This is a genomic window from Planococcus sp. FY231025 (assembly GCF_052078085.1).
Classification (GTDB): domain Bacteria; phylum Bacillota; class Bacilli; order Bacillales_A; family Planococcaceae; genus Planococcus.
Map to the genome: position 1 here is coordinate 91,691 of NZ_JBQJJG010000003.1, position 20,192 is coordinate 111,882.

Below are 20,192 nucleotides of genomic sequence, written 5' to 3' on the forward strand. Positions count from 1 at the left end.
GAAGTCTCCGGATCATCTTTCAATCAAAATATGATTTCTTCGGCGTATAGAACCGGTCGGATTGACGCGGTTTATACGTTTTTGCATAATGGGCAGCCTGCGTCTGCTGCGTCTCTTTTTTTTGCGGCTGAAGGCCGGTGAGATCGCTCAAAATTTCTTTGGCAGTCTTCAAATTCATGCGGCTAGGCGGATTGCGGTACGATTCATCCAATTGGCCCAAATGCTCTAGTTGTTCAAAATCTTCTTTTTTAGGAAGCATATGAAAATAGTAATTGCCGCATTTTACGAGGACTGAAGATTGCTGTTGGCTTTTCCGGGGGTTTTTACTGAAGTGAAGACCGATTTTCTGGGCGCGGTTTTGAATGATCATCGCTGACAGCGCTTCTTTTTTCAGCGCATATAGGTACTGGTTGTCAGGGGCGGTTTTCGCATGCCGGTTCACAGTGAAAATTGCTTGGGCAATCTCGGAATCCGATTTTTGGGTGGGCATGAACTCATTCCTTTCGGTTCTTGGCTAGCTTAATGCACATCCATCATATCAAAAATCGTATAGGCTGTATAGGAAAGTGAAAGCGGATTCAAGGGATTTCTAGAGCAAATATAAAATGCAAAGGGGAAATGGAAATGTTCAAAGATCAAACGATTATTGTGACAGGCGGTTCAAGCGGGATGGGGTACCACATGGCCGAACGGTTTGCGAAAGAAGGGGCCAATGTTGTCATTACAGGACGTGATATGGAAAAATTGAATGCAGCGATTACTTCGATTCAGGCGGAGGAAGGTACTGTAGAGGCTTTTCAGATGGATGTGCGGGAACCGGAACATGCCAAAGCGATGGTGAAGTTTGCTCATGACAAATTCGGGCGAATCGACGGACTTGTCAATAACGCCGCAGGGAATTTCATCGTCCATGCTGAGAAGCTGTCGCCGAACGGCTGGCGCTCAGTCATCGATATTGTCCTGAACGGCACTTTTTTCTGCTCCCATGCAGTAGGAAACTACTGGATTGAAAATGGCACTAAAGGAAACATCCTTAATATGCTGGCAACCTATGCATGGAATGCCGGCGCCGGCGTCGCCCATTCGGCAGCTGCCAAAGCGGGGGTCATGTCATTGACCCGGACGCTGGCGGTTGAGTGGGGGACCCAGTATGGCATCCGGGTAAATGGCATAGCCCCAGGGCCCATTGAACGGACCGGCGGCGCAGACAAGCTATGGGAATCCGAAAAGGCGGCAAAACGCACATTGGAATCGATTCCGCTCGGCCGCCTTGGCAAACCGGAAGAAGTGGCGGAGCTTGCCTCGTTTATCATGTCGGACAAAGCTTCGTATATGAACGGCGAAATTGTAACGCTTGATGGCGGGCAATGGCTGAACAAATTTCCATTTTAAAGAAAATGGATAAGGCAAAAAATAGTTTCGGTAATTGGAATATGTTATGATGAAATCGAAGAAAACAAGTCAGGCTCGTTTAGGATATTAAAGGAGTAGAGTACATGATTTCATTACCTAGCAGAGATTTTCTGGATACCCCCATTGAAGAATTCATCATTTCTTCTGAAAAAGTTGCGCATGTCCAAATCGGAAACAGCGCAGAACACGCCTTGCTGGTGTTAACTAAAACAGGCTATTCCGCAATACCGGTGCTTGATCCAAAATACCGTTTCCGCGGGCTGATCAATGCCCAACGCATCACCGACGCCATCTTAGGATTGGACCACATCGAGTATGAACGGCTTCCGGACATTAAAGTGGATGATATCATGGAAAAGAATTTGCCGTTGATCCATATCAACGAGCGCTTCCAACGGGCTTTGGACCTGCTGATTGACCAGAACTTTTTATGTGTCGTGGACGATGACGATCAATTCATGGGAATCTTGACACGCCGTGTGATTTTAAAACAATTGAAAAAACAGATCTACCAATTGAAAAAATAAGTGTTTGCTGTAAAAGAAAGGTCTCCTTACGGGGCCTTTTTTCTGTCAGTCGAAAAGAGGAAAACATCATGAAAACAACTAATCGGCCCCTGGTGCTGGCTTCGGTCATGCTCGCAATGTTTATCGGCGCAGTGGAGGCGACCATTGTCTCGACCGCGATGCCCAGCATCTCCGCAGAACTGGGAGGCTTCTCCAAATACAGCTGGGTGTTTTCAGCTTATCTGCTTATGAGCACCGTTACGGTACTGCTTTACGGAAAACTTTCGGATATATTCGGGCGCAAGCCGATATTCGCCGTCGGTATCTTGCTGTTCCTGGCGGGATCTTTGCTGTGCGGGCTGGCCAATTCGATGGAGGAACTGATCTTCTACCGGTTTGTCCAAGGCATCGGGGCAGGCGCAGTTCTGCCGATTGCCACCACGATCGTCGGTGATATCTATACCGCTGAAGAGCGGGCAAAAATCCAGGGGTATTTGTCGAGCGTCTGGGGGATTTCCGCCGTCACCGGCCCTGCCATCGGGGGCATACTGGTTGCCACGATCGGATGGGAATATGTCTTTTGGGTCAATATCCCGCTCGGAATTTTGGCGCTGATGGGCGTCATGATCTTTCTGGTGGAGCCGGCCGCAAAGAAAAAGCCCACCATCGATTATTTGGGTGCCTTGCTGTTGACCGTCGCATTGTCCGGTTTCTTGTATTGGCTCGTTGAAGGAGGCGTCGGCTTTGCCTGGCTTTCCGCGCCGTCCTTGCTATTGGTCTCTGGAGCGGCGGCTGTCTTTTTCTGGTTTGTCCAAGTCGAACGAAAAGCGGTTGATCCGATGATGCCTTTTGATATTTGGCGCAACCGGTCAATCTTGTTCGCAAACCTGGTGTCGCTGTTTACCGGCATCATCTTGATTGGGGTATCCAGCTATTTGCCGGCCTACGTCACAGGGGTGATGGAACAGCCGGCGACTGTCGCCGGCTTTACGCTGACGGCTATGTCAATCGGCTGGCCGATCGCCGCCTTTTTCTCAGGGAGGCTCCTGATTAGGATAGGCTACTTCCAAACCTCCCTCCTCGGGGGAGTTTCACTGGTGATCGGGGCGGTGCTGTTCGTACTGATGCAGGCGGAATACGGGCCTTGGTGGGCGGCGATGTCGAGTTTCTTTATCGGCGTCGGCATGGGGCTTACTTCAACGGCGTTCATCGTATCGATCCAAGCGGCTGTTTCTTATGAACAGCGGGGTTCGGCAACCGCATCGAATATTTTCATGCGGAACCTCGGTTCGACCATTGGGGCGGCTCTCCTCGGAAGCGTCCTGAATTCGACGCTGCTCAATTACTTCCACAGCACCGGACAAAATTTTACATTGAACTCAGTAAACGAGCTGCTGACCGAAGACGGCCGGGCGGCATTGCCGCAGGATGCAATGGATTTCCTTCAGGAAGGGCTTGCACAAGCTTCCCAGAACGTTTACGGATTGACAGCGGTATTTGCGCTTATCTCGTTGCTGCTGATATTCGGATTGCCTAGAAAGAGAGGGATGAGCGGGAATGGCTAATGAAGAGCTGATCATCAAAATACTGGCGGAAGAAGGCAATATGCGGAAAGCTGCAGAGCGGTTGTTCTTATCACAGCCCGCCTTGTCCCAGCGCCTCCAGTCGATCGAAAAGGAATGGGGCCAGCAATTGTTCATCCGATCCCAGAAAGGCCTTACGCCGACACCTGCCGGCGAGCTTGTTATCCGTTATTCGAATGACGTGCTCGCACGGAAGGAAGAAGTGTTTGAAGTGTTGCATACGCTGACTTCCAAAGTACATGGCACGCTGAAAATTGCCTGTGCTTCGATAATCGGGCAAAATTGGCTGCCGAAAGTGCTGAAGGATTTTGTAACGCTTTACCCGGAAGCGAAGATCCAGCTGATTACCGGTTGGAGCTCGGAAATCGTCCGCGCACTTTATGAAGGGGAAGCACATGTCGGAATCGTTCGGGGGCAGACAGAATGGAAAGGCCCGAAAATGCACCTTTTCCGGGATACCTTGTATCTGGTCGATAAGGAAATCGATTCCCTCGACCAAGTCGAAAAGACAGAACGCCCTTTTATCCAGTTTAAAAGCGATTCGAATTATTATGAAGAAATCCAGCAATGGTGGCAAAAACATTTCGCTTCGAGCCCGAAACGCCAAATCACTGTTGACCAGATCGAAACGTGCAAGCAGATGGCCGTGAACGGAATCGGCTACGCAATCCTTCCTTCCATTACGCTTACCGGGGAAGAAGGCGTCCATAAAATCCCGTTGTCGAGCAGTGCAGAAGAACTCCAACTGACGCGCGATACGTGGCTGATCGGCTATGAATCCGCATTCCAGCTGCGGCAAGTAGAGGCATTTGTCGATATAGTGAAAAAACATGCTGCTTTATTAAGCTGAAGTACTGAATTATTATTCTGAATCCGTTATAATAACACCATCACTCAAAGAAAGAGGTTTTTATTGATGAAACAAATGGATGCAAATGAAATTATCTCGTACATACAGAATGCGACAAAATCAACGCCGGTCAAAGTCTATGTAAAAGGCCAGGACGTTGCTTCTTTGGACTACGGCACAGGCTCGAAAGTCTTCGGCGAAGGCAATCACGCAATCGTGTTCGGCGAATGGGCGGAAGTACAAAAAGCATTGGAAGCGAACGCTTCAGCTATTGAAGACTCAGTGGTAGAAAACGACCGCAGAAATTCAGCGATTCCGCTATTGGATATGAAAAACATCAACAGCCGCATCGAGCCGGGCGCATTTATCCGCGAAAATGTGGAAATCGGCAATAACTGCATTATCATGATGGGCGCTGTTATCAATATTGGAGCGGTCATCGGCGATGGCACAATGATCGATATGGGCGTTATTTTGGGCGGCCGTGCCACTGTCGGCAAGAACTGCCACATCGGCGCAGGTGCAGTGTTGGCTGGCGTCATCGAGCCCGCATCAGCGACTCCTGTCATCGTGGAAGACAACGTCATGATTGGGGCGAATGCAGTCGTATTGGAAGGCGTACGCATCGGCGAAGGAGCAGTTGTTGCAGCAGGCGCTATCGTTATCGAAGACGTACCGGCAAACTCAGTAGTTGGCGGCACACCGGCGCGCGTCCTGAAATTGATGGACGAGAAAACGCGTTCGAAAACAGAAATCAAGCAAGAACTTCGCCAGTTGTAAGAGGCGGTTCCATATGGATCTAGTGAACATCAGAAGGGAATTGCATCAAATACCGGAAATCGGATTCAAGGAATTCAAGACCCAGGCCTATCTGAAAAACGTGATCGGCCAATTGCCACAGGAGCGCCTGGAAGTGGTCCAATGGAAGACAGGCCTGGCGGTGAAAATCCGCGGCACCGAACCGATGAAAACGATCGGATGGCGGACGGATATCGATGGTCTCCCGATAACAGAATTGACCGGACTTCCGTTCGCATCGGTCCATCCCGGATTTATGCACGCATGCGGCCACGATATCCACATGGCAGTGGCGCTCGGACTGCTTGAAAAACTGGGGGCAGAGCCAATTAAAGATGATGCGGTCATTCTTTTCCAGCCGGCAGAAGAAGGGCCGGGCGGCGCTTTGCCGTTCCGGGAATGGCTTAAGCATGACATGCCTTCGTTCTTGCCCGACCGTCTTTATGCATTGCATATTGCACCGGAATTGCCGGTTGGCACTGTCGCAACAAAACCGGGGCTGCTGTTTGCCAACACTTCGGAATTGTTCATCGACCTCCATGGCAAAGGCGGGCACGCTGCCTATCCCCACTTGACAGAAGATATGGCGGTGGCAGCAGCGTCCCTTCTCATCCAGCTGCAAACGGTTGTCAGCCGGAATGTGGATCCGATGGATTCAGCCGTTCTGACGGTCGGAAAATTTTCAGCGGGCACGGTCCAGAACATCATCGCTGAAAATGCCCGGCTGGAGGGGACGATCCGCACACTGAATGCGGAATCGATGCGCCGGATCAAATGCCGGATCGAAGGACTGTGTCGGGCGATTGAAGAAGGCTATAACTGCCGGGTCACCATCGATTACGGTGCAAGCTATCTTCAGGTCGACAACGATGAAGCGCTGGCAGAAGAATTCCTCGCCTTTGCCGGAGAAGCAGCAGGCATCCAGGCAATAAGATGTGAAGCGGCGATGACCGGAGAAGACTTCGGCTATTTTACAGAAGAACTGCCCGCGCTGATGTTTTGGGTGGGAGCCGGCTCGGAATTCGGCCTGCACCATGCCAAGCTGAACCCCGATGAAAAGCTGCTGGACTTCATGCCGGACTTTTTGTATTCATTGTTCAAAAATTGCTAACAGGACGGACAGCTGAAAAGCTGTCCGTCTTCAGGCTGTTGAGAAACCTTCTTTAGACAAGTTAATAAAAATATGAACTTTTCACCTCGCTTCGGCGGCTTTGGGCATGGCTTTCGCCATGAGCCGAGAAGTACACTCGTCTCATAGCTTCGCCCAGCCCGTGGACGCGCCGGCGCTGGTTTCGCTCTTTAAAAACTTGTCACTTTATCCGTTTTCGCAGTGCTATCTGAGATATGAAGCAAAACGGCGGAGAAAACCGTACTGTTTCTGCATCGCTGCGCTAGCTTCGAAACATGAAAGGGCGCTGCTCCTGCGCAAGCTCGTCGCAAAGACTTGCCTTCGCAAGCTTCGGGTAAGTCTTTGCGACGAGCGCATAGCGCGCAGGAGCACAGGGTTTTACGAAGCTGTTTTGCGGAATATCGATTAAGAGACAAGTATTTTATATCTTTCTCAACAAGTTAAGGACGGACAGCAAAAGCTGTCCGTCTTTTTTATGTGTACATGGAACCATTTTCTTCCTGTTACGTACTACTTACTATAGAGAAGAATAGGGGTGTTACCATGTCGAAGAAGTTGCTGGCGTTCTGTGCAAGCGCATTTATCCTTTTGTTTTTCATATTGCCGCAGGCGCCGCTTGCCTCTCCTCAAATCACCATCGAGACAGAGGCCGGAATTCAAAACAAGGTGAAGTATGATAAGGGGGTTCCCGTGCGGATTACGCTATCAAACAGCGGATCGGATTTTTCGGGGGACCTGGTAATCAATTATAGTGAAACGTACAACCTGGGTGCAGGGTTGGCAGTGCCGGTGGAATTGGCAGCAGGCGAGACAAAAACGCTTCAGGTGGCTATCCCCGGATTAACGGATATGTACATGATGAACGGCACTCAGCAGCAGATGATCTTTTTGTACGAAGGCGGCTGGGAAGATGGCGACGCGATCGCTTTCAAAGGATCGAAAGCGCTCAAAGCGAATTTGTTCGACCCCGCTTCGCTTTTTATCGGAACGTTGACGAATAATTCCGATCGGCTGATCGCCTTGAAAGAACTTGGAGCGAAAGGGCAGGGTTCGGTAGAAGTGTTCCATTTGAATCAGCTGGAGCAATTCGCTTTGCCGCGTGAAGCGATGGGATGGGAGTTCATTGATTACTTGCTGATTGATGAATTCGCTTACGGTGATCTGCCTGAACCTGTGCAAGAGGCTGTTTTGCAATGGGTGCGTGAAGGAGGACATGTCGTTGTCGGCTCCACTGAAAACATGCAGCTGGCGATGGGCAATCTGAGCGGATATCTGCCGTTGGAGTTGGGCAGCGCTGAACAGGCGGCAATTCCGTCTCTGGCAATGCCGGTCCCGGCATTTGAAGCGGAGTTGGCAGAAGGGGCGCAGGCGTTGATGGAGTCAAATGGCCAAGTGCTGGCAGGGCGCATGCCGATTGGTTCCGGCGCCTTGACGCAGACCAGCTTTTCACTGGGCGATGAGCCGGTTGCTTCACAGGAAGCCTATGCTGCAGTCATGCAGAATTTCTTCAAAACACCTGCAGCCAATCAGGCGGCCATGAATTACGGCCAACCCTTGAAGGAAGTCATTTCATATGAAATTGGCAGCGTAAACGAATTGTTTGAGAGTTTCCAGGTGTCGAAAACTTTGATCATCTCCATCATCTTGATTTACATCGTTTTGATTGTCCCGGTGCTTTATATCATTCTGAAAAGAAAAGACAAGCGGGAAATGGCCTGGATTGCCATCCCGGTAGCAGCAGTGCTGGTGTCGGTCGGTTTGTTTGCGGTCGGCGCAAAAGACCGCATCGCCAATCCGCAAGTCCAGCAGACAGGCTTTTTTATCGCGGACCCGTCTGGCGGACTGAATGGCTATTACATGCATACCCTATTATCAAACCGGGGAGGGGATTATCAGTTTACTGCACCTGCCTCCACTTCAATGACTTTCAGCCGGAGCGAGGAATTCATGCAGCAATCCCCGCAAAAAGCCGCCATTGTCGAACCCCTGGCCAAAGGAAACAGCCTGACGGTGCGCGATATGCGCTATTGGTCGGTCGGTTCCATCATTGGTGAATCCTATATCGAAGATGCGGGGAATTACGATATCCAATTAGCGGTTGAGAACCGGCGTGTTTCAGGAACAGTAAAAAACAATTTTCCGTTTGCATTGGAAGATGTATCGATTTGGACTGGAACCCGGCTGATTGCACTCGGAGATCTGGCGCCTGGCGAACAATTGGAGGTCAACGCTAAAATCCAATCCGACCTCTTGGCCCCTGCCGCTCAGATCGGTTCCGGAAATTCCTACCAGCCGATTGCCGATGTGGAAGAATTGCAGAAAGCAAGAAAGCAATCGGTCCTTTCCGTCTCCTATAACGAAATGGATGGAGAAGCCAAAGCCCCTTATATTGCGGGCTATGCAAAAGATGCCATCGTGCCGATTGCTCTTGGAGGCAAGCGCGCGGCCGTTTCGGCTGTCCATCTGATCGCCCAGCCTTTTGAACCGGAGATAAAGCTCTCAGGAGAAATCAACTTGAATTCCGACGCATTCGGGATGGACTTGACTGGCACAAGCGCAACATCATTCTTTGAGCAGATTTCGAATGATCCCTATCTTTATTATTTGGAGAATGGCAAATATGAAATGACTTATCAATTGCCGAAGACCTTGCAAGGCACAGACACCGTATGGAATGAACTCACCGTTTCCAGCTCGAAACCCGGCCTGACAGCGACGCTTGTCCATGCCAAAAAAGGAGAAGCGATCGAATTGCCAAGCAAGCAGACTGTCTTGACGGAATCGGTCAGCGACTTTATAACGGATAACGGCACGATCACCATCCAACTGGAAATGAATGCTTCAGGAAATTCCCCGGAAGTGACGGTTCCAAAAATCAAACTGAAAGGGGAAGTGGCACCATGATTGAAACAATCGGATTGACGAAAAAATACGGTTCATTTTATGCATTGCAGGATCTGAATCTGACGGTCGAGGACGGATCGGTTTTCGGATTTGTGGGAGCTAATGGAGCCGGCAAATCGACGACTTTTTCGATTTTGTCCACCCTTTTGCAGCCGACTGCCGGCGATGCCTTTGTCAACGGCATGAGCGTGATCCACAACCCGCACGAAGTCAGGAAACAAATCGGCTATATGCCTGACTTTTTCGGCGTATACGATCAATTGAAAGCCAATGAATACCTGGATTTCTACGGCGCCAGCTACGGCCTGAAGCCGAAAGAACGGGAAGTGCTCATTCCGAAACTGCTCGAACTCGTGAATTTGGAAGGGAAGCGGTATGAATATGTGGATCTCCTGTCACGGGGGATGAAACAGCGGTTGTGCCTGGCGCGGGCATTGATTCATGACCCGAAGATATTGATCCTGGATGAACCTGCCTCCGGACTGGATCCGCGTGCGAGGATCGAGATGCGCGACATTCTGAAAGAATTGAAAGCAATGGGCAAGACGATTTTGATTTCTTCCCATATCCTCCCGGAACTTGCTGAAATGTGCGACAATATCGGTGTAATCGATTCGGGCAGGTTGATTGCGCAAGGTTCTGTCGCGCAGATACAGGCGCAGCTGCAAAGCGAGCGCGTCGTGCGCGTCAAACTGGCGGAAGGCATCGGAGCAGCAAGCAGCTTTTTTGAAAACGATCCATTTATCACACAAATTACGGAGAAGCCGGAAAGCAACCTGATCGAATTCCTCTACAGGGGCAGTGTAGAGGATCAAGTCCTGCTGCTTCGCAAAGCGGTTTCCCAAGGGCTGCCGATCCTGTCGTTCGCCGAAGAAGAGACCGATCTCGAAGATGTCTTTATGGCCATCACGAAAGGGGCGGAAGCGAAATGAAGGAACTCCTGGCCAATCCGGTCCTCGTAAAAGAAATCAAGCTGCGTTTCCGCAGCCTGAAAAGCTTCACCGGCATCCTGTTTTATCTGGTCGCCATGAGCATTTTTGTTTTCGGCTTTATCTTTTTGGCCACTTCGTTGACGGGCAACGGATTTTTCCGGCCCGCTGAAAGCTTCATGCTGTTTACCATGATGACCTATATCCAACTTGGGCTTATCCTATTCATCACTCCTGGGCTGACGGCGGGGACAATTTCGTCTGAACGCGAAAAGCAGACTTTGAACATACTGCTGACAACGGCTCAGACCTCTTTCCAAATCATCTTTGGCAAATTGACTTCTTCCATCGCGTTCCTGCTTCTGATGATTGTTGCAGGCCTGCCGATCTATAGCATGGTTTTCCTTTATGGAGGCGTTTCACCAGGCCAGATCGCCGTCATTTTCCTGTTTTACTTTTTGACCCTGCTGACAATCGGGAGCCTTGGGGTCATGTACTCGACATTGATCCGCAAGACGATCGTTTCCATGATCACGACTTATGGCACCATGATCGTACTCGTCGCAGTCACTGGATTTTTCATGATCATCTCCATGCAGATTTCACAGTATGGCAGCACCGGGACAGCCGTATTCTCGCCAATGACTTATTTTTGGGCGAGCATCAATCCAGGCGTTGTCATGCTGACGCTCCTGCATCCGGCATTTGCAGAAGAGGTCGTCAATATGACATCAGTCAACTTGCCGTTATGGGCCGGATATCTGGTCTTTTATTCTTTGCTGACCGCTGGTGCACTGCTATTGGCAGTCAAAAAGCTGCGCGTCAATATGGCTAAATACAAATAAGGAGGGATTCACATGAACAATCGGGAGATCGTGCGCTATGTCAATAAAACCGGAAACCACTTGAAGCTTTTGGCGATCAGCCAGGCCTTCCAGCAAGCCGTCTTTTGGGGGCTGGCAGCTGCAGTGGTGATGCTGCTGATTTCCCGGTTGTTCGTGCTTCCTTATTATGGATTTTATTCATATGCATCCGGTGGCCTTTTACTGGCCGCTTGGCTTGGCATCACATTGCGCAAATTGCCGGGCCGCCACGAAGCAGTCTTAGAACTCGATCGCTTCACGCCGCATAATCAGCTGCTGACCGTATGGCAGACGGACGGAAAGAGCGGATTAGGAGCGGATCTGGCGAAGAAAACGGCAGACCTCTTGCCGTATAGCTTTAAACTATTTCAAAAAGAGCCGAAAGGGTGGCTGCAGGCTAGGTGGCTTTTTGGTTCAATAGCCGCTTTGATTGCTTTGGGTTTCTTGATCGCTTTTCCGAGCTCTACGCAGATGCAGGCAAAAGACATCGAGCAGGAGCGCGGAATCATTGAAGAAATGGCGAAGAAAGTCGAAGAAGCTGAAAAAGAAGCAGAAACCGAAGGGGTGAAAGAAGAGCTCCGGGAACTGGCTGAAAAGGTCAAAGAAAGCGAAACGGCTGAAGCGGCATTGAAGGAAATGGTTAAGAAACAGAAAGAGTTGGCGCAGCAGGAAAAACAGTTGGCTGCTGAAGCCTCGGAAACTGCAAAAGAACAGGGAAAAGATGCCGGGCAGGCGGCAGGGAAGCTGGCAGGAGAAGCTGGAAAAGCCCAGACAGCTTTAAGCAATATGGGCAAGCCGGTCGCTTTCCCGCTGCAGCAGACAATCGCCAATAACGGAGCCAAAGCAGGAACCGGCTCAACTGGAGAGCAGACTTCCGGCCAAGAAAGCGGATCTGCTTCTGGAGAAGGGTCAACAGAAGGAATCGGGGAATCGGGTGATGCTGGGGAAAGTGAAGGAGCGGAACCGAGCGTAGGGACCGGCCAAGGCCAGGCACAAGGACAGGGCCAAGGCCAAGGACAGGGCCAAGGCCAAGGACAGGGCCAAGGACAGGGCCAAGGGCAAGGACATGGCCAAGGTCAGGGCCAAGGCCAAGGACAAGGCCAGGGACAAGGCCTCCAAGGTGGTTCTGGCCAGGGCAGCAGAGAACTGCTGACAGTTCCGGAACGCATCGGCGGGTCAAGCGAGGCCACAGTGGACAGCGGAGAAGCAGGCGAAGGGGAAGCGGCAGAACAACGGGAAGGTGAAGTTCCGGCAGAGCGAGGGATGGTACGGCCGTATTCTGAAGTAGTCGGGAGTTATTCCGACTCCTATTTCTCCAGCGCCGAGCAAATGAAGCTGCCGGCAGACCTCCAGAAGATAGTCGAACAATATTTTACAACAATCCAGTCCAACCAATAGAAAGCAGGGATAGCATGGCGTATACAGCAGAACAGTTTATCGGGATGAGCAGCCGGCTCCAGGAGGTACGGGAGGAAATCAAGCAATTTATCGTCGGCCAGGAAGAAGCGATCGATTTTTCATTGTATGCCGTTTTGGCAGACGGCCATGCGTTGCTTGAAGGGCTGCCCGGCCTTGGGAAAACCATGCTGATCCGGACGATTTCCGATGTCCTGGATTTGTCCTTTTCACGGATCCAGTTTACTCCCGATTTGATGCCGTCTGACATTACAGGCACCAGCCTGATCGAACGGGATATGGAGGGGCGCCAGCAGTTTTCATTCCGCGAAGGCCCGATTTTCCATCAGATGGTTCTAGCTGATGAAATCAACCGGGCGACGCCGAAAACGCAAAGTGCATTGCTTGAAGCGATGGGGGAAAAAACCGTGACGGTGCTTGGCGACACAAAACCGATGGCCCGGCCTTTTTTCGTCCTGGCCACCCAGAACCCGATTGAAATGGAAGGGACCTATCCGCTCCCAGAAGCACAAATGGACCGCTTTTTATGCAAAATTCTTGTTGCCTATCCGACGCGCCAGGAATTGGCGGAAATCAGCCGGCGTACTACCGGATCCGAGTCAATCGCTTTGAATAAAAAAATGAATGCAGGGTCCCTTCTGGAAGCGCAAGACATGGTGAAGTCGGTTCTGATTGCAGACGACATCTTGATGGTTGCGGTGGATATTATCCAGAACACCCATCCGCACGCTTCTGAAATTGACGGAGTCCAACAATTTATCCAATATGGCAGCGGCCCGCGCGGTTTGCAGAGCCTGATCAAGCTGGCGAAGGCGCGCGCTCTGATGGAAGGCCGCTACCACGTGTCGATCGGAGATTTGAAGCATGTCGCCAAACCCGTGCTGCGGCATCGCTTGTTGCTGAATTACGAAGGGGAAGCGGAAGGAAAGACGGCCGATGTGCTGATAGACGCGATTCTCCAAGGTGCAGGAAGAGGCGTTCTGAAATGAACCTCCAGCTGCCAGCCGACTGGATCAGCCATCTGAGCCGCTACTCCATTGCCACAAAAGCCAAAATACGTGGACACCATAAAGGGTCGCACCGCTCCGCACGGTTCGGCTCCTCGCTCGACTTCTCGGATTTCCGTGAATATCATGCGGGAGATGATGTCCGGCATATCGATTGGAATGTCTACGCACGGACCGAGCGGGTCTACATAAAAAGATTTCTTGATGAGCAGGAAATGAGGGTCCATCTCCTGCTCGACAGTTCGAAATCGATGGCGGACAAATGGCTGTTTGCCAAGCAGCTCGCGTTTTCACTTGGCTTGATGGTGCTGAGCCACGACGACCGGCTGTCGATGTCGATCGGCTCTTTGGCTGCAGCGCCATTTCGAAAAAAAGGGAAGTCCCAGCGAAAGCTTTTCGAATACTTCATGGCCGGATTGCCGGAGCCGGAAGAACTTTCCTTTGCAAAAACGGCAAGTTTCCATGCCGGGAAGGATTCGACGGTGCTGTTCATCATCTCGGACGGCCTGGAGCCGCTCGAGGACTGGCATGGGCTGTTCCGCCAGGCACCTCGCTATGCCCACGATGTGCGGTTTTTGCAAGTGAGCACGGAAGACGAACGGAATCCCCGGTTCACAGGCGATGTCCGGCTTCTCGACCAAGAAACCGGGGAACCCCTAAATGTAACAATAGGGGCGCAGACCCTGGCAGCTTATGAAAAGAAAAGGGAAATGCACCAAAAAGGATTGGAGTCGCTTTGTGCAAAACATGGAGTCCGGCTCGAACAGCTCCATATCGAAGAAGGCATCCAGCATGCCCTGTTCAAGCAGCTGGCCCGAAAAAAATGGATCGAATGAGGTGAAGCGGCATGAATTTCTCGAATTGGCTTTGGCTCTGGACGGCGATCATGCCGTTGGCAGTCATTCTGTATTATTTTTTCCGCAAGAAATACAAGGACCGGCAGATCTCCTCACTTTTGTTCTGGGAAGAGATGATGAAGGAAATCCAGGCATCGCCTTACTTGAAAAAATTGCAGCATCACCTTTTGTTTTATTTGCAGCTGGCGGCGCTTGTGCTTTGTGTGTTGGCCTTGATGGGACCTTATTTGGAAGATGAAGGGCTCGAAGGCAATGAATTCATCTTCGTGGTGGATACTTCAGCGACGATGCTAGCCGGTTCGCCAAGCCAATTTGAATTGCAGCAGGAAAAAATGCGGGAACTGGCGGAAGAGGCAGGCGGAAAACCGGTGACCATCGTCACCGCCGGAGCGTCGCCGGAAGTGTTGGCGCGGAATGAGCGGGAAACCGAGAAATTGCTGGAAACGATTGACGGCTTGGAAGTGGATTATGGAAATGAAGAAATGGAACAGGCGCTGTTGTATGCTGAGTCGCTCGCAGGCGATGAATCGGCCGTGATCCACGTGTTCACCGACGCGCTTGACCGTGGACGATTAGCCGGCAAAAGCGGCCGTGCTTATGTCATTCATGGGATGGAGCGGCCGCTTGCAAATGCCTCGGTTCTGCAGTTCGGCCTTGCTGAAGGAGAAGGGGGCTTGCGGGCCATCGTCCAGGCGGCAAACCATGGCACAGAAAAGCTGACAGGGGAAATCGTCATTACGTCCGATAGCGGAACGCGGCAGCAGAAGCCGGTTGTTCTTGATGCAGAGGCTGAAATTGTGGTGCCGTTCGAAGGATTGGCGGACGGGAATGTTTGGCGTGCGGAATTGCAGATCGGCGATGATTATAAAGCCGATAACGAGATGTCCGCAATTCTTCAACAGCCGGTGGATCAAATCTTCCTGGATGCCGCTCTCCACGAATTGGTGTCGAGCGGATTCGGTGCATTGGGCATGGAAACTGTTTTGATGGAATCGGATGCCATCGGCAAGCGCACCGGGGCTCCTATCGCCACCAATCAGACCGATTTGCTGGCTAACCCGGCCCCGGTCCTGCTGCTGGGCAGGAATGATGCAACACCTGTCGAAGCATCCGGCGAAATTGAATGGAAGGACCATCCGCTCCTTGCCTATGCTCCGCTTGATGGGGTGTTTGTATCGCAGCTTTACCCTGGGTTTGACGGGTATGAGACGCTGGCTTCCATTGGAGGTCAGCCGTTCATCCAGCTGTCGCCGGAGGGGGACATTGCCGTTCTGGCAGATATCCAGTCAACCGATTGGCCGTTGAATCCGTCGTTTCCGCTGTTCTTGTGGAGTGCCGTACAGTCGCTTTCGCAAAGCGGTGATTTTCTCGGATTCTTTCAGCCCAATGAATACCGGTCCGTTGCCCTTGCATCGGACAGCGGAGAATGGGAGATTTTCAAAGAAGATGCATATCGGTCTTCTTATTTAGAAGGACAAGGAGCCTTTAAGGCGCCGGCGGAACCGGGCGTTTACGATGTGGTCGGGGAAGATGAGGCCATGAAGCTGATTGTCCGCCTCAGCAATGAAGAAAAGATGCTTGCCGCAGGAACGTCCTACAGAATCGGCGAAGCTACCGAAAAGGCTGAAACGGTGCGCCATTATGTCATGCCGTGGCTGATTGTTGTGATTCTTTTGCTGCTAATTGCAGAGTGGGAGGTGTACCGCCGTGGAATTGCTCGTAGATAACCCTCTTTGGCTGTGGCTCCTGGTGCCCGCATCCGCATATTTCGCATTTGCCGGCTACCGGAACTTCAAAAAGCTTGCCCGTCCTTTCCGGGCTGTTTTCCTGCTGAGGGTTGCGGCTGTATTATGCTTGGTCTTCGCACTCGCCGAACCTTCCCTTTTTCGGCCGGAGGCTAAAGAACAGGTCATCTTCCTGTTCGACCGGTCTGCATCAATGGACGGGATGGAAAAAGAGGTGGCAGCAGCGATTGAAGCAGCGGCAGCCAATAAGAAGGACTCGCAACTTGCAGGCGTTTATTCATTTGCGGAAGATTTCCAGACGCTTTTGCCGGTCTCGGAAGACCTCGGGCCTCTGCCGCTCGATACGGTCCAGAGCAGCCAGCGGCATACGGATATCGAACAAGCGCTCCAACTCGCTGCCAATAGCGGGGACACAGAATTGGCGACCCGCATCGTCCTGTTAAGCGATGGCAATGAAACCCGGGGCTCGGCGCTGGAAGAGTTGGCGCGCCTCTCTTCCGACCGTGTCCAGATCGATGTCTGGCCGCTCGAGCAGAAAGCGGGAAGCGATGCTGCGATTGCAAGCTTTGAAACGCCTGCAGATGCTTTTCTTGGCGAAGCACAGCCGTTTTCTGTCACCATCCTTTCGGACAAAGAAACAACAGGCGAGTTGGTGTTTAGGGCTGACGATGCGGAAATTTCCCGCCAGAACATTGCATTGGCTACCGGCCAGAACCTCTTTTCCTACACCTTTCCAGCGGCAAGCGAAGGCTTGGTGAAATATGAGACACGCCTCGAATTGGAGCAGGACGGGTTCATTGAAAACAATGCACTGGCCAGTTTGACCGAAGTGGAAGGGAATCCCGAACTGCTGGTAGTCAGCGGGAGCGAAGGGAGCCCGATTCCCTCACTGGTCGACAGCAGCAATATCGGCATCACCGAACTGCCGGCAGCAGCATTGCCGGCGAACCTTTCCTCTATTCTCAAATACGATGCCATTATTTTCGATAATGTATCCGGCACAGACATCGGCGCGCAGCAGATGAATGTCATTGAACAGGCGGTCCAGGAGTTCGGCGTCGGATTCATGATGGCCGGCGGAGACCAGAGCTATGGCCTTGGCGGCTATTTCAAGACGCCGATCGAGAGGATTCTGCCGGTGGAAATGGAAGTGAAAGGCAAGCATGAATTGCCATCGCTTGGATTGGTCATCGTCATGGACCGTTCAGGAAGCATGGGCGGCGTCAAAATGGAATTGGCAAAAGAAGCGGCCGCCCGCTCCCTGGAGCTTTTACGGGAAGATGATACGGTCGGCGTTATAGCGTTTGATGATAAGCCGTGGCAGATCATCCCGACGGAAAAGCTCGGCGATCCGAAAGAGGCGATTGACAAAGTGCTTTCGGTCACACCGGGCGGCGGGACGGAAATCTACAGTTCATTGGAAGAGGCGTACGCGCAGCTCGAAAACTTGAAGCTTCAGCGCAAGCACATCATTTTGCTGACAGATGGACAGTCGGCTACGTCAAATGACTATGATGCCTTGATCGAAGGAGGCAAGGACAATAACATTACGCTGTCGACCGTTTCGATCGGGGACGATGCCGACAAAGGCCTCCTTGAATCGCTTGCGCTAACGGGGAGCGGACGCTATTACGATGTATCGGACGCAACGACGATCCCGGCCATCCTGTCGCGAGAGACGATCATGATGTCGAGGACGTATATCGTCGACGAGCCCTTCTATCCGACTGTCTATCAAAGCGGATGGTCCGACCTGTTCAATGATGGAGTCCCCGAAATGAATGCCTATATTGCGACGACAGCGAAAAGCACAGCGTCAATTGCCCTGGAGAGCGATCAGGGAGATCCGTTGCTGGCTGAATGGAATTATGGCCTTGGCCGAACCGTTGCATACACGTCCGGAAGCGGCGCGTGGAGCGGCGGATTCCAAAATTGGAAAAACTGGCCGGCTTTTTGGAACCGGACCGTTTCTGAACTTTTGCCGTCATTCGAAGAAATCCCGTTTTCTGTCACAGGCCAAGGGCAAGGCGTCTATTTGGTGGAAGACCCGTCGCGCAAGTCGGCCATAATCGACGTGAAGGCGGTGGATGAGCAAGGGAAGAACGTGCCGCTTCAAGCAGAGCCGGTGGCACCCGGGAAAGTGGAAGTTTCCATCGATGCAGAACCGGGCATTGTGTTTTTCAGCATTTCCAATGAAAATGGTGAACGCTATAAGACCGGCCTGACGATCCCTTACGGCGACGAATACAAGATGAGCGAGCCGAACCTTCAAATGCTTTCTGCGCTTGCTGAACGGAGCGGAGGGCAGGTTGTGGAATCGCTCGAAGCATCTTTCCGGGATATTCCGTATGAAGGCGGAACCCGGCAGCCAATCCGCCATCTGCTGGTTTTCCTGGCGATGCTGCTGTTTTTCGCTGACATCACGATCAGGAGGTTTGGCTTGAAGATTCCAGTCCGCAAACCGAAGCATAAACCGGAACAAAGGGCTGCACCAGCGTCTATTGAACAATTAATAAAAGCGAAAAAGAGGGGATGACCTCTTTTTCGCTTTTTTTGTGTTTTATTTTGTCGGGCCTATCAAGGTGCCTTCGCATTTCTATGTCCAGACTCCGGCGGCCAGCCCCTCGAGGTCGCTTCGGACCTGCTGCGAACGGCAAAAGCGCCGTTCACTGCAGGTCCTCCAGCGCTTGCCAGGGCTAGATGGCCGCCTTCGCTTTTCGTTTGTCCAGACTCCGGAGCCTAAGCCCTCGAGACGCTTCGGTCTTGCCCTGAATGGCAAAAAGCGCCATTCAAGCCAAGCCCTCCAGCGCTTGTCGGGCTTGTCAAGGCGCCTTCGCTTTTCGATTGTCCAGACTCCGGCGCCTAAGCCCTCGAGACGCTTCGGTCTTGCCCTGAATGGCAAAAAGCGCCATTCAAGCCAAGCCCTCCAGCGCTTGTCGGGCTTGTCAAGGCGCCTTCGCTTTTCTTTAAGTCCGGCTTTCAGCCAACAGATCTTGTTTGCGCATTGACCAGACATTTGCGAGAAAGAAACAAGCAATCAAAATGGCAGTTCCGAAAATATACGGGAAGCTCATATCAATATCGAACAGGATGCCTGCAAGCGCAGGGCCAATCATATTCCCAAGGCTCATATAGGCATTGTTCATGCCAGCTGCAAACCCTTGCTCACTGCCGGCAAGTTTTGAAATAAGGGTATTGATTGCCGGGCGGAGCAGGGAGGCGGCTGTAAAGAAGACCGCAGAAACAAGAAGAATCGTCCAGAATGTGCTGACGAACAGGACGCCGATCATGGCGGCTGCAGAAATCAGCAGGTTGACCAAAATCACTTTCATCTCGCCGAAGCGTTTGAAGAGCTTGTCGATGACAAATGTCTGGACAATGACCCCGACAAATCCGCCGATGGTGATAAGTACCGCAATTTCCTTAGGGGTGAACTGGTATTTCTTATCGACGTACAGGGCGATGGTCGATTGGAAATTCGCCAGCCCGAATGCAAAGATGAACATCACCAATAGCATGACGAAATACGGCGTGTAGGTGGACCGCTTCATTTGCTGAAGAAGATTTTCACGCTTTGCGGGAGCCACTTCTATAGTCGGTGCCACATTCGGCAATGCAATGAAAGAAATGCCTGCTGCTGCAAGAGCCACAATAGTAGCCACGAAGAAGGGGAATTGCAGGCTGACTTCTGCAAGGAAGCCGCCGAATCCGGGACCGACCATGAAGCCGAGCGACATCGAGGCGCCGAGCAGCCCCATGCCTTTGCCGCGCTCCTCATAAGTGGTAATGTCTGCTACGAATGCCATCATTGGCGGAATCAGAAACGCAGCTCCGAGCCCGCTGAAGAACCGGGCAACATACAACACCCAAAGGCTTGGAGCCAGTCCGAATACCAGCTGGGACAAACCGAAGATGATGAGGCCGATGATGATCAGCTTTTTCCGGCCGTATCTATCCGACAGTTCTCCAGATAGCGGCGAAAACAGAAATTGCGCTAAGGCAAAAGTGGCAATCAGCGTGCCGAGAGCCTGTCCGGCGACTCCGAATGTGTCCAGGTATTCAGGCATGATCGGGATGATGAGTCCGATGCCGCTCATGGCGATAAACATATTGAACATCAGCACATATAATGCGAATTTATTTGAGCGTTGCGCCATATCGTATCCTTCTCTCTATTTATTTCGTGTGACTA

16 protein-coding genes are annotated in these 20,192 nt (G+C 51.7%); 14 read left to right on the top strand and 2 right to left on the bottom strand.

Going from position 1 to position 20,192, the window contains the following annotated elements:
- Positions 1 to 19 precede the first annotated feature (19 nt).
- Complete coding sequence (locus ACTL32_RS02735; protein ID WP_441340040.1) at positions 20 to 490, bottom strand: YkyB family protein; 471 nt, start codon at positions 488 to 490, stop codon at positions 20 to 22.
- A gap of 134 nt (positions 491 to 624) precedes the next feature.
- On the opposite strand from ACTL32_RS02735, the gene fadH reads away from it, so the two are divergent.
- The 14 genes from fadH to ACTL32_RS02805 all read left to right on the top strand — a co-directional run bounded on the left by fadH (position 625) and on the right by ACTL32_RS02805 (position 18,536).
- The gene (gene fadH / locus ACTL32_RS02740) at positions 625 to 1,392 is read left to right on the top strand and encodes a 2,4-dienoyl-CoA reductase (protein ID WP_441340041.1); all 768 of its coding nucleotides are present in this window, start codon (positions 625 to 627) and stop codon (positions 1,390 to 1,392) included.
- A gap of 104 nt (positions 1,393 to 1,496) precedes the next feature.
- A complete protein-coding gene (gene cbpB / locus ACTL32_RS02745) occupies positions 1,497 to 1,940 on the top strand; it encodes a cyclic-di-AMP-binding protein CbpB (RefSeq protein ID WP_204892650.1) in 444 nt (147 codons plus the stop codon).
- Positions 1,941 to 2,008: 68 nt separating this feature from the next.
- Positions 2,009 to 3,484, top strand: a complete 1,476-nt coding sequence (locus ACTL32_RS02750; protein ID WP_441340042.1) for an MDR family MFS transporter — start codon at positions 2,009 to 2,011, stop codon at positions 3,482 to 3,484.
- Positions 3,477 to 4,352, top strand: coding sequence for a LysR family transcriptional regulator (locus ACTL32_RS02755; RefSeq protein ID WP_441340043.1), 876 nt, complete (start codon positions 3,477 to 3,479; stop codon positions 4,350 to 4,352). Before ACTL32_RS02750 ends, ACTL32_RS02755 begins: the two co-directional genes overlap by 8 nt.
- Positions 4,353 to 4,418: 66 nt before the next feature.
- Positions 4,419 to 5,132, top strand: a complete 714-nt coding sequence (gene dapD / locus ACTL32_RS02760; protein WP_204892647.1) for a 2,3,4,5-tetrahydropyridine-2,6-dicarboxylate N-acetyltransferase — start codon at positions 4,419 to 4,421, stop codon at positions 5,130 to 5,132.
- Between the two features lie 13 nt (positions 5,133 to 5,145).
- On the top strand, positions 5,146 to 6,261 hold the full coding sequence (locus ACTL32_RS02765) for an N-acetyldiaminopimelate deacetylase (RefSeq protein ID WP_441340044.1): 1,116 nt from the start codon (positions 5,146 to 5,148) through the stop codon (positions 6,259 to 6,261).
- Positions 6,262 to 6,822: 561 nt separating this feature from the next.
- Positions 6,823 to 9,183 carry a hypothetical protein gene (locus ACTL32_RS02770; RefSeq protein ID WP_441340045.1) on the top strand — a complete coding sequence of 787 codons (2,361 nt, stop codon included), beginning with the start codon at positions 6,823 to 6,825 and terminating at the stop codon, positions 9,181 to 9,183.
- Positions 9,180 to 10,115: an ATP-binding cassette domain-containing protein gene (locus tag ACTL32_RS02775; protein ID WP_441340046.1), complete on the top strand. Its 936-nt coding sequence runs from the start codon at positions 9,180 to 9,182 to the stop codon at positions 10,113 to 10,115. Before ACTL32_RS02770 ends, ACTL32_RS02775 begins: the two co-directional genes overlap by 4 nt.
- Complete coding sequence (locus ACTL32_RS02780; RefSeq protein ID WP_441340047.1) at positions 10,112 to 10,957, top strand: ABC transporter permease; 846 nt, start codon at positions 10,112 to 10,114, stop codon at positions 10,955 to 10,957. The genes ACTL32_RS02775 and ACTL32_RS02780 overlap by 4 nt, the downstream gene beginning before the upstream one ends.
- 12 nt (positions 10,958 to 10,969) lie before the next feature.
- Positions 10,970 to 12,373, top strand: coding sequence for a hypothetical protein (locus tag ACTL32_RS02785; RefSeq protein WP_441340048.1), 1,404 nt, complete (start codon positions 10,970 to 10,972; stop codon positions 12,371 to 12,373).
- Positions 12,374 to 12,387: 14 nt separating this feature from the next.
- Positions 12,388 to 13,380: an AAA family ATPase gene (locus ACTL32_RS02790; protein ID WP_441340049.1), complete on the top strand. Its 993-nt coding sequence runs from the start codon at positions 12,388 to 12,390 to the stop codon at positions 13,378 to 13,380.
- Positions 13,377 to 14,234, top strand: a complete 858-nt coding sequence (locus tag ACTL32_RS02795) for a DUF58 domain-containing protein (RefSeq protein ID WP_441340050.1) — start codon at positions 13,377 to 13,379, stop codon at positions 14,232 to 14,234. The genes ACTL32_RS02790 and ACTL32_RS02795 overlap by 4 nt, the downstream gene beginning before the upstream one ends.
- An 11-nt stretch (positions 14,235 to 14,245) precedes the next feature.
- The gene (locus ACTL32_RS02800; RefSeq protein ID WP_441340051.1) at positions 14,246 to 15,982 is read left to right on the top strand and encodes a vWA domain-containing protein; all 1,737 of its coding nucleotides are present in this window, start codon (positions 14,246 to 14,248) and stop codon (positions 15,980 to 15,982) included.
- On the top strand, positions 15,963 to 18,536 hold the full coding sequence (locus ACTL32_RS02805) for a VWA domain-containing protein (protein WP_441340052.1): 2,574 nt from the start codon (positions 15,963 to 15,965) through the stop codon (positions 18,534 to 18,536). Before ACTL32_RS02800 ends, ACTL32_RS02805 begins: the two co-directional genes overlap by 20 nt.
- 430 nt (positions 18,537 to 18,966) lie before the next feature.
- On the opposite strand, the gene ACTL32_RS02810 is transcribed toward ACTL32_RS02805, so the two are convergent.
- Positions 18,967 to 20,157, bottom strand: coding sequence for an MFS transporter (locus ACTL32_RS02810; RefSeq protein ID WP_441340053.1), 1,191 nt, complete (start codon positions 20,155 to 20,157; stop codon positions 18,967 to 18,969).
- Positions 20,158 to 20,192: the final 35 nt, after the last annotated feature.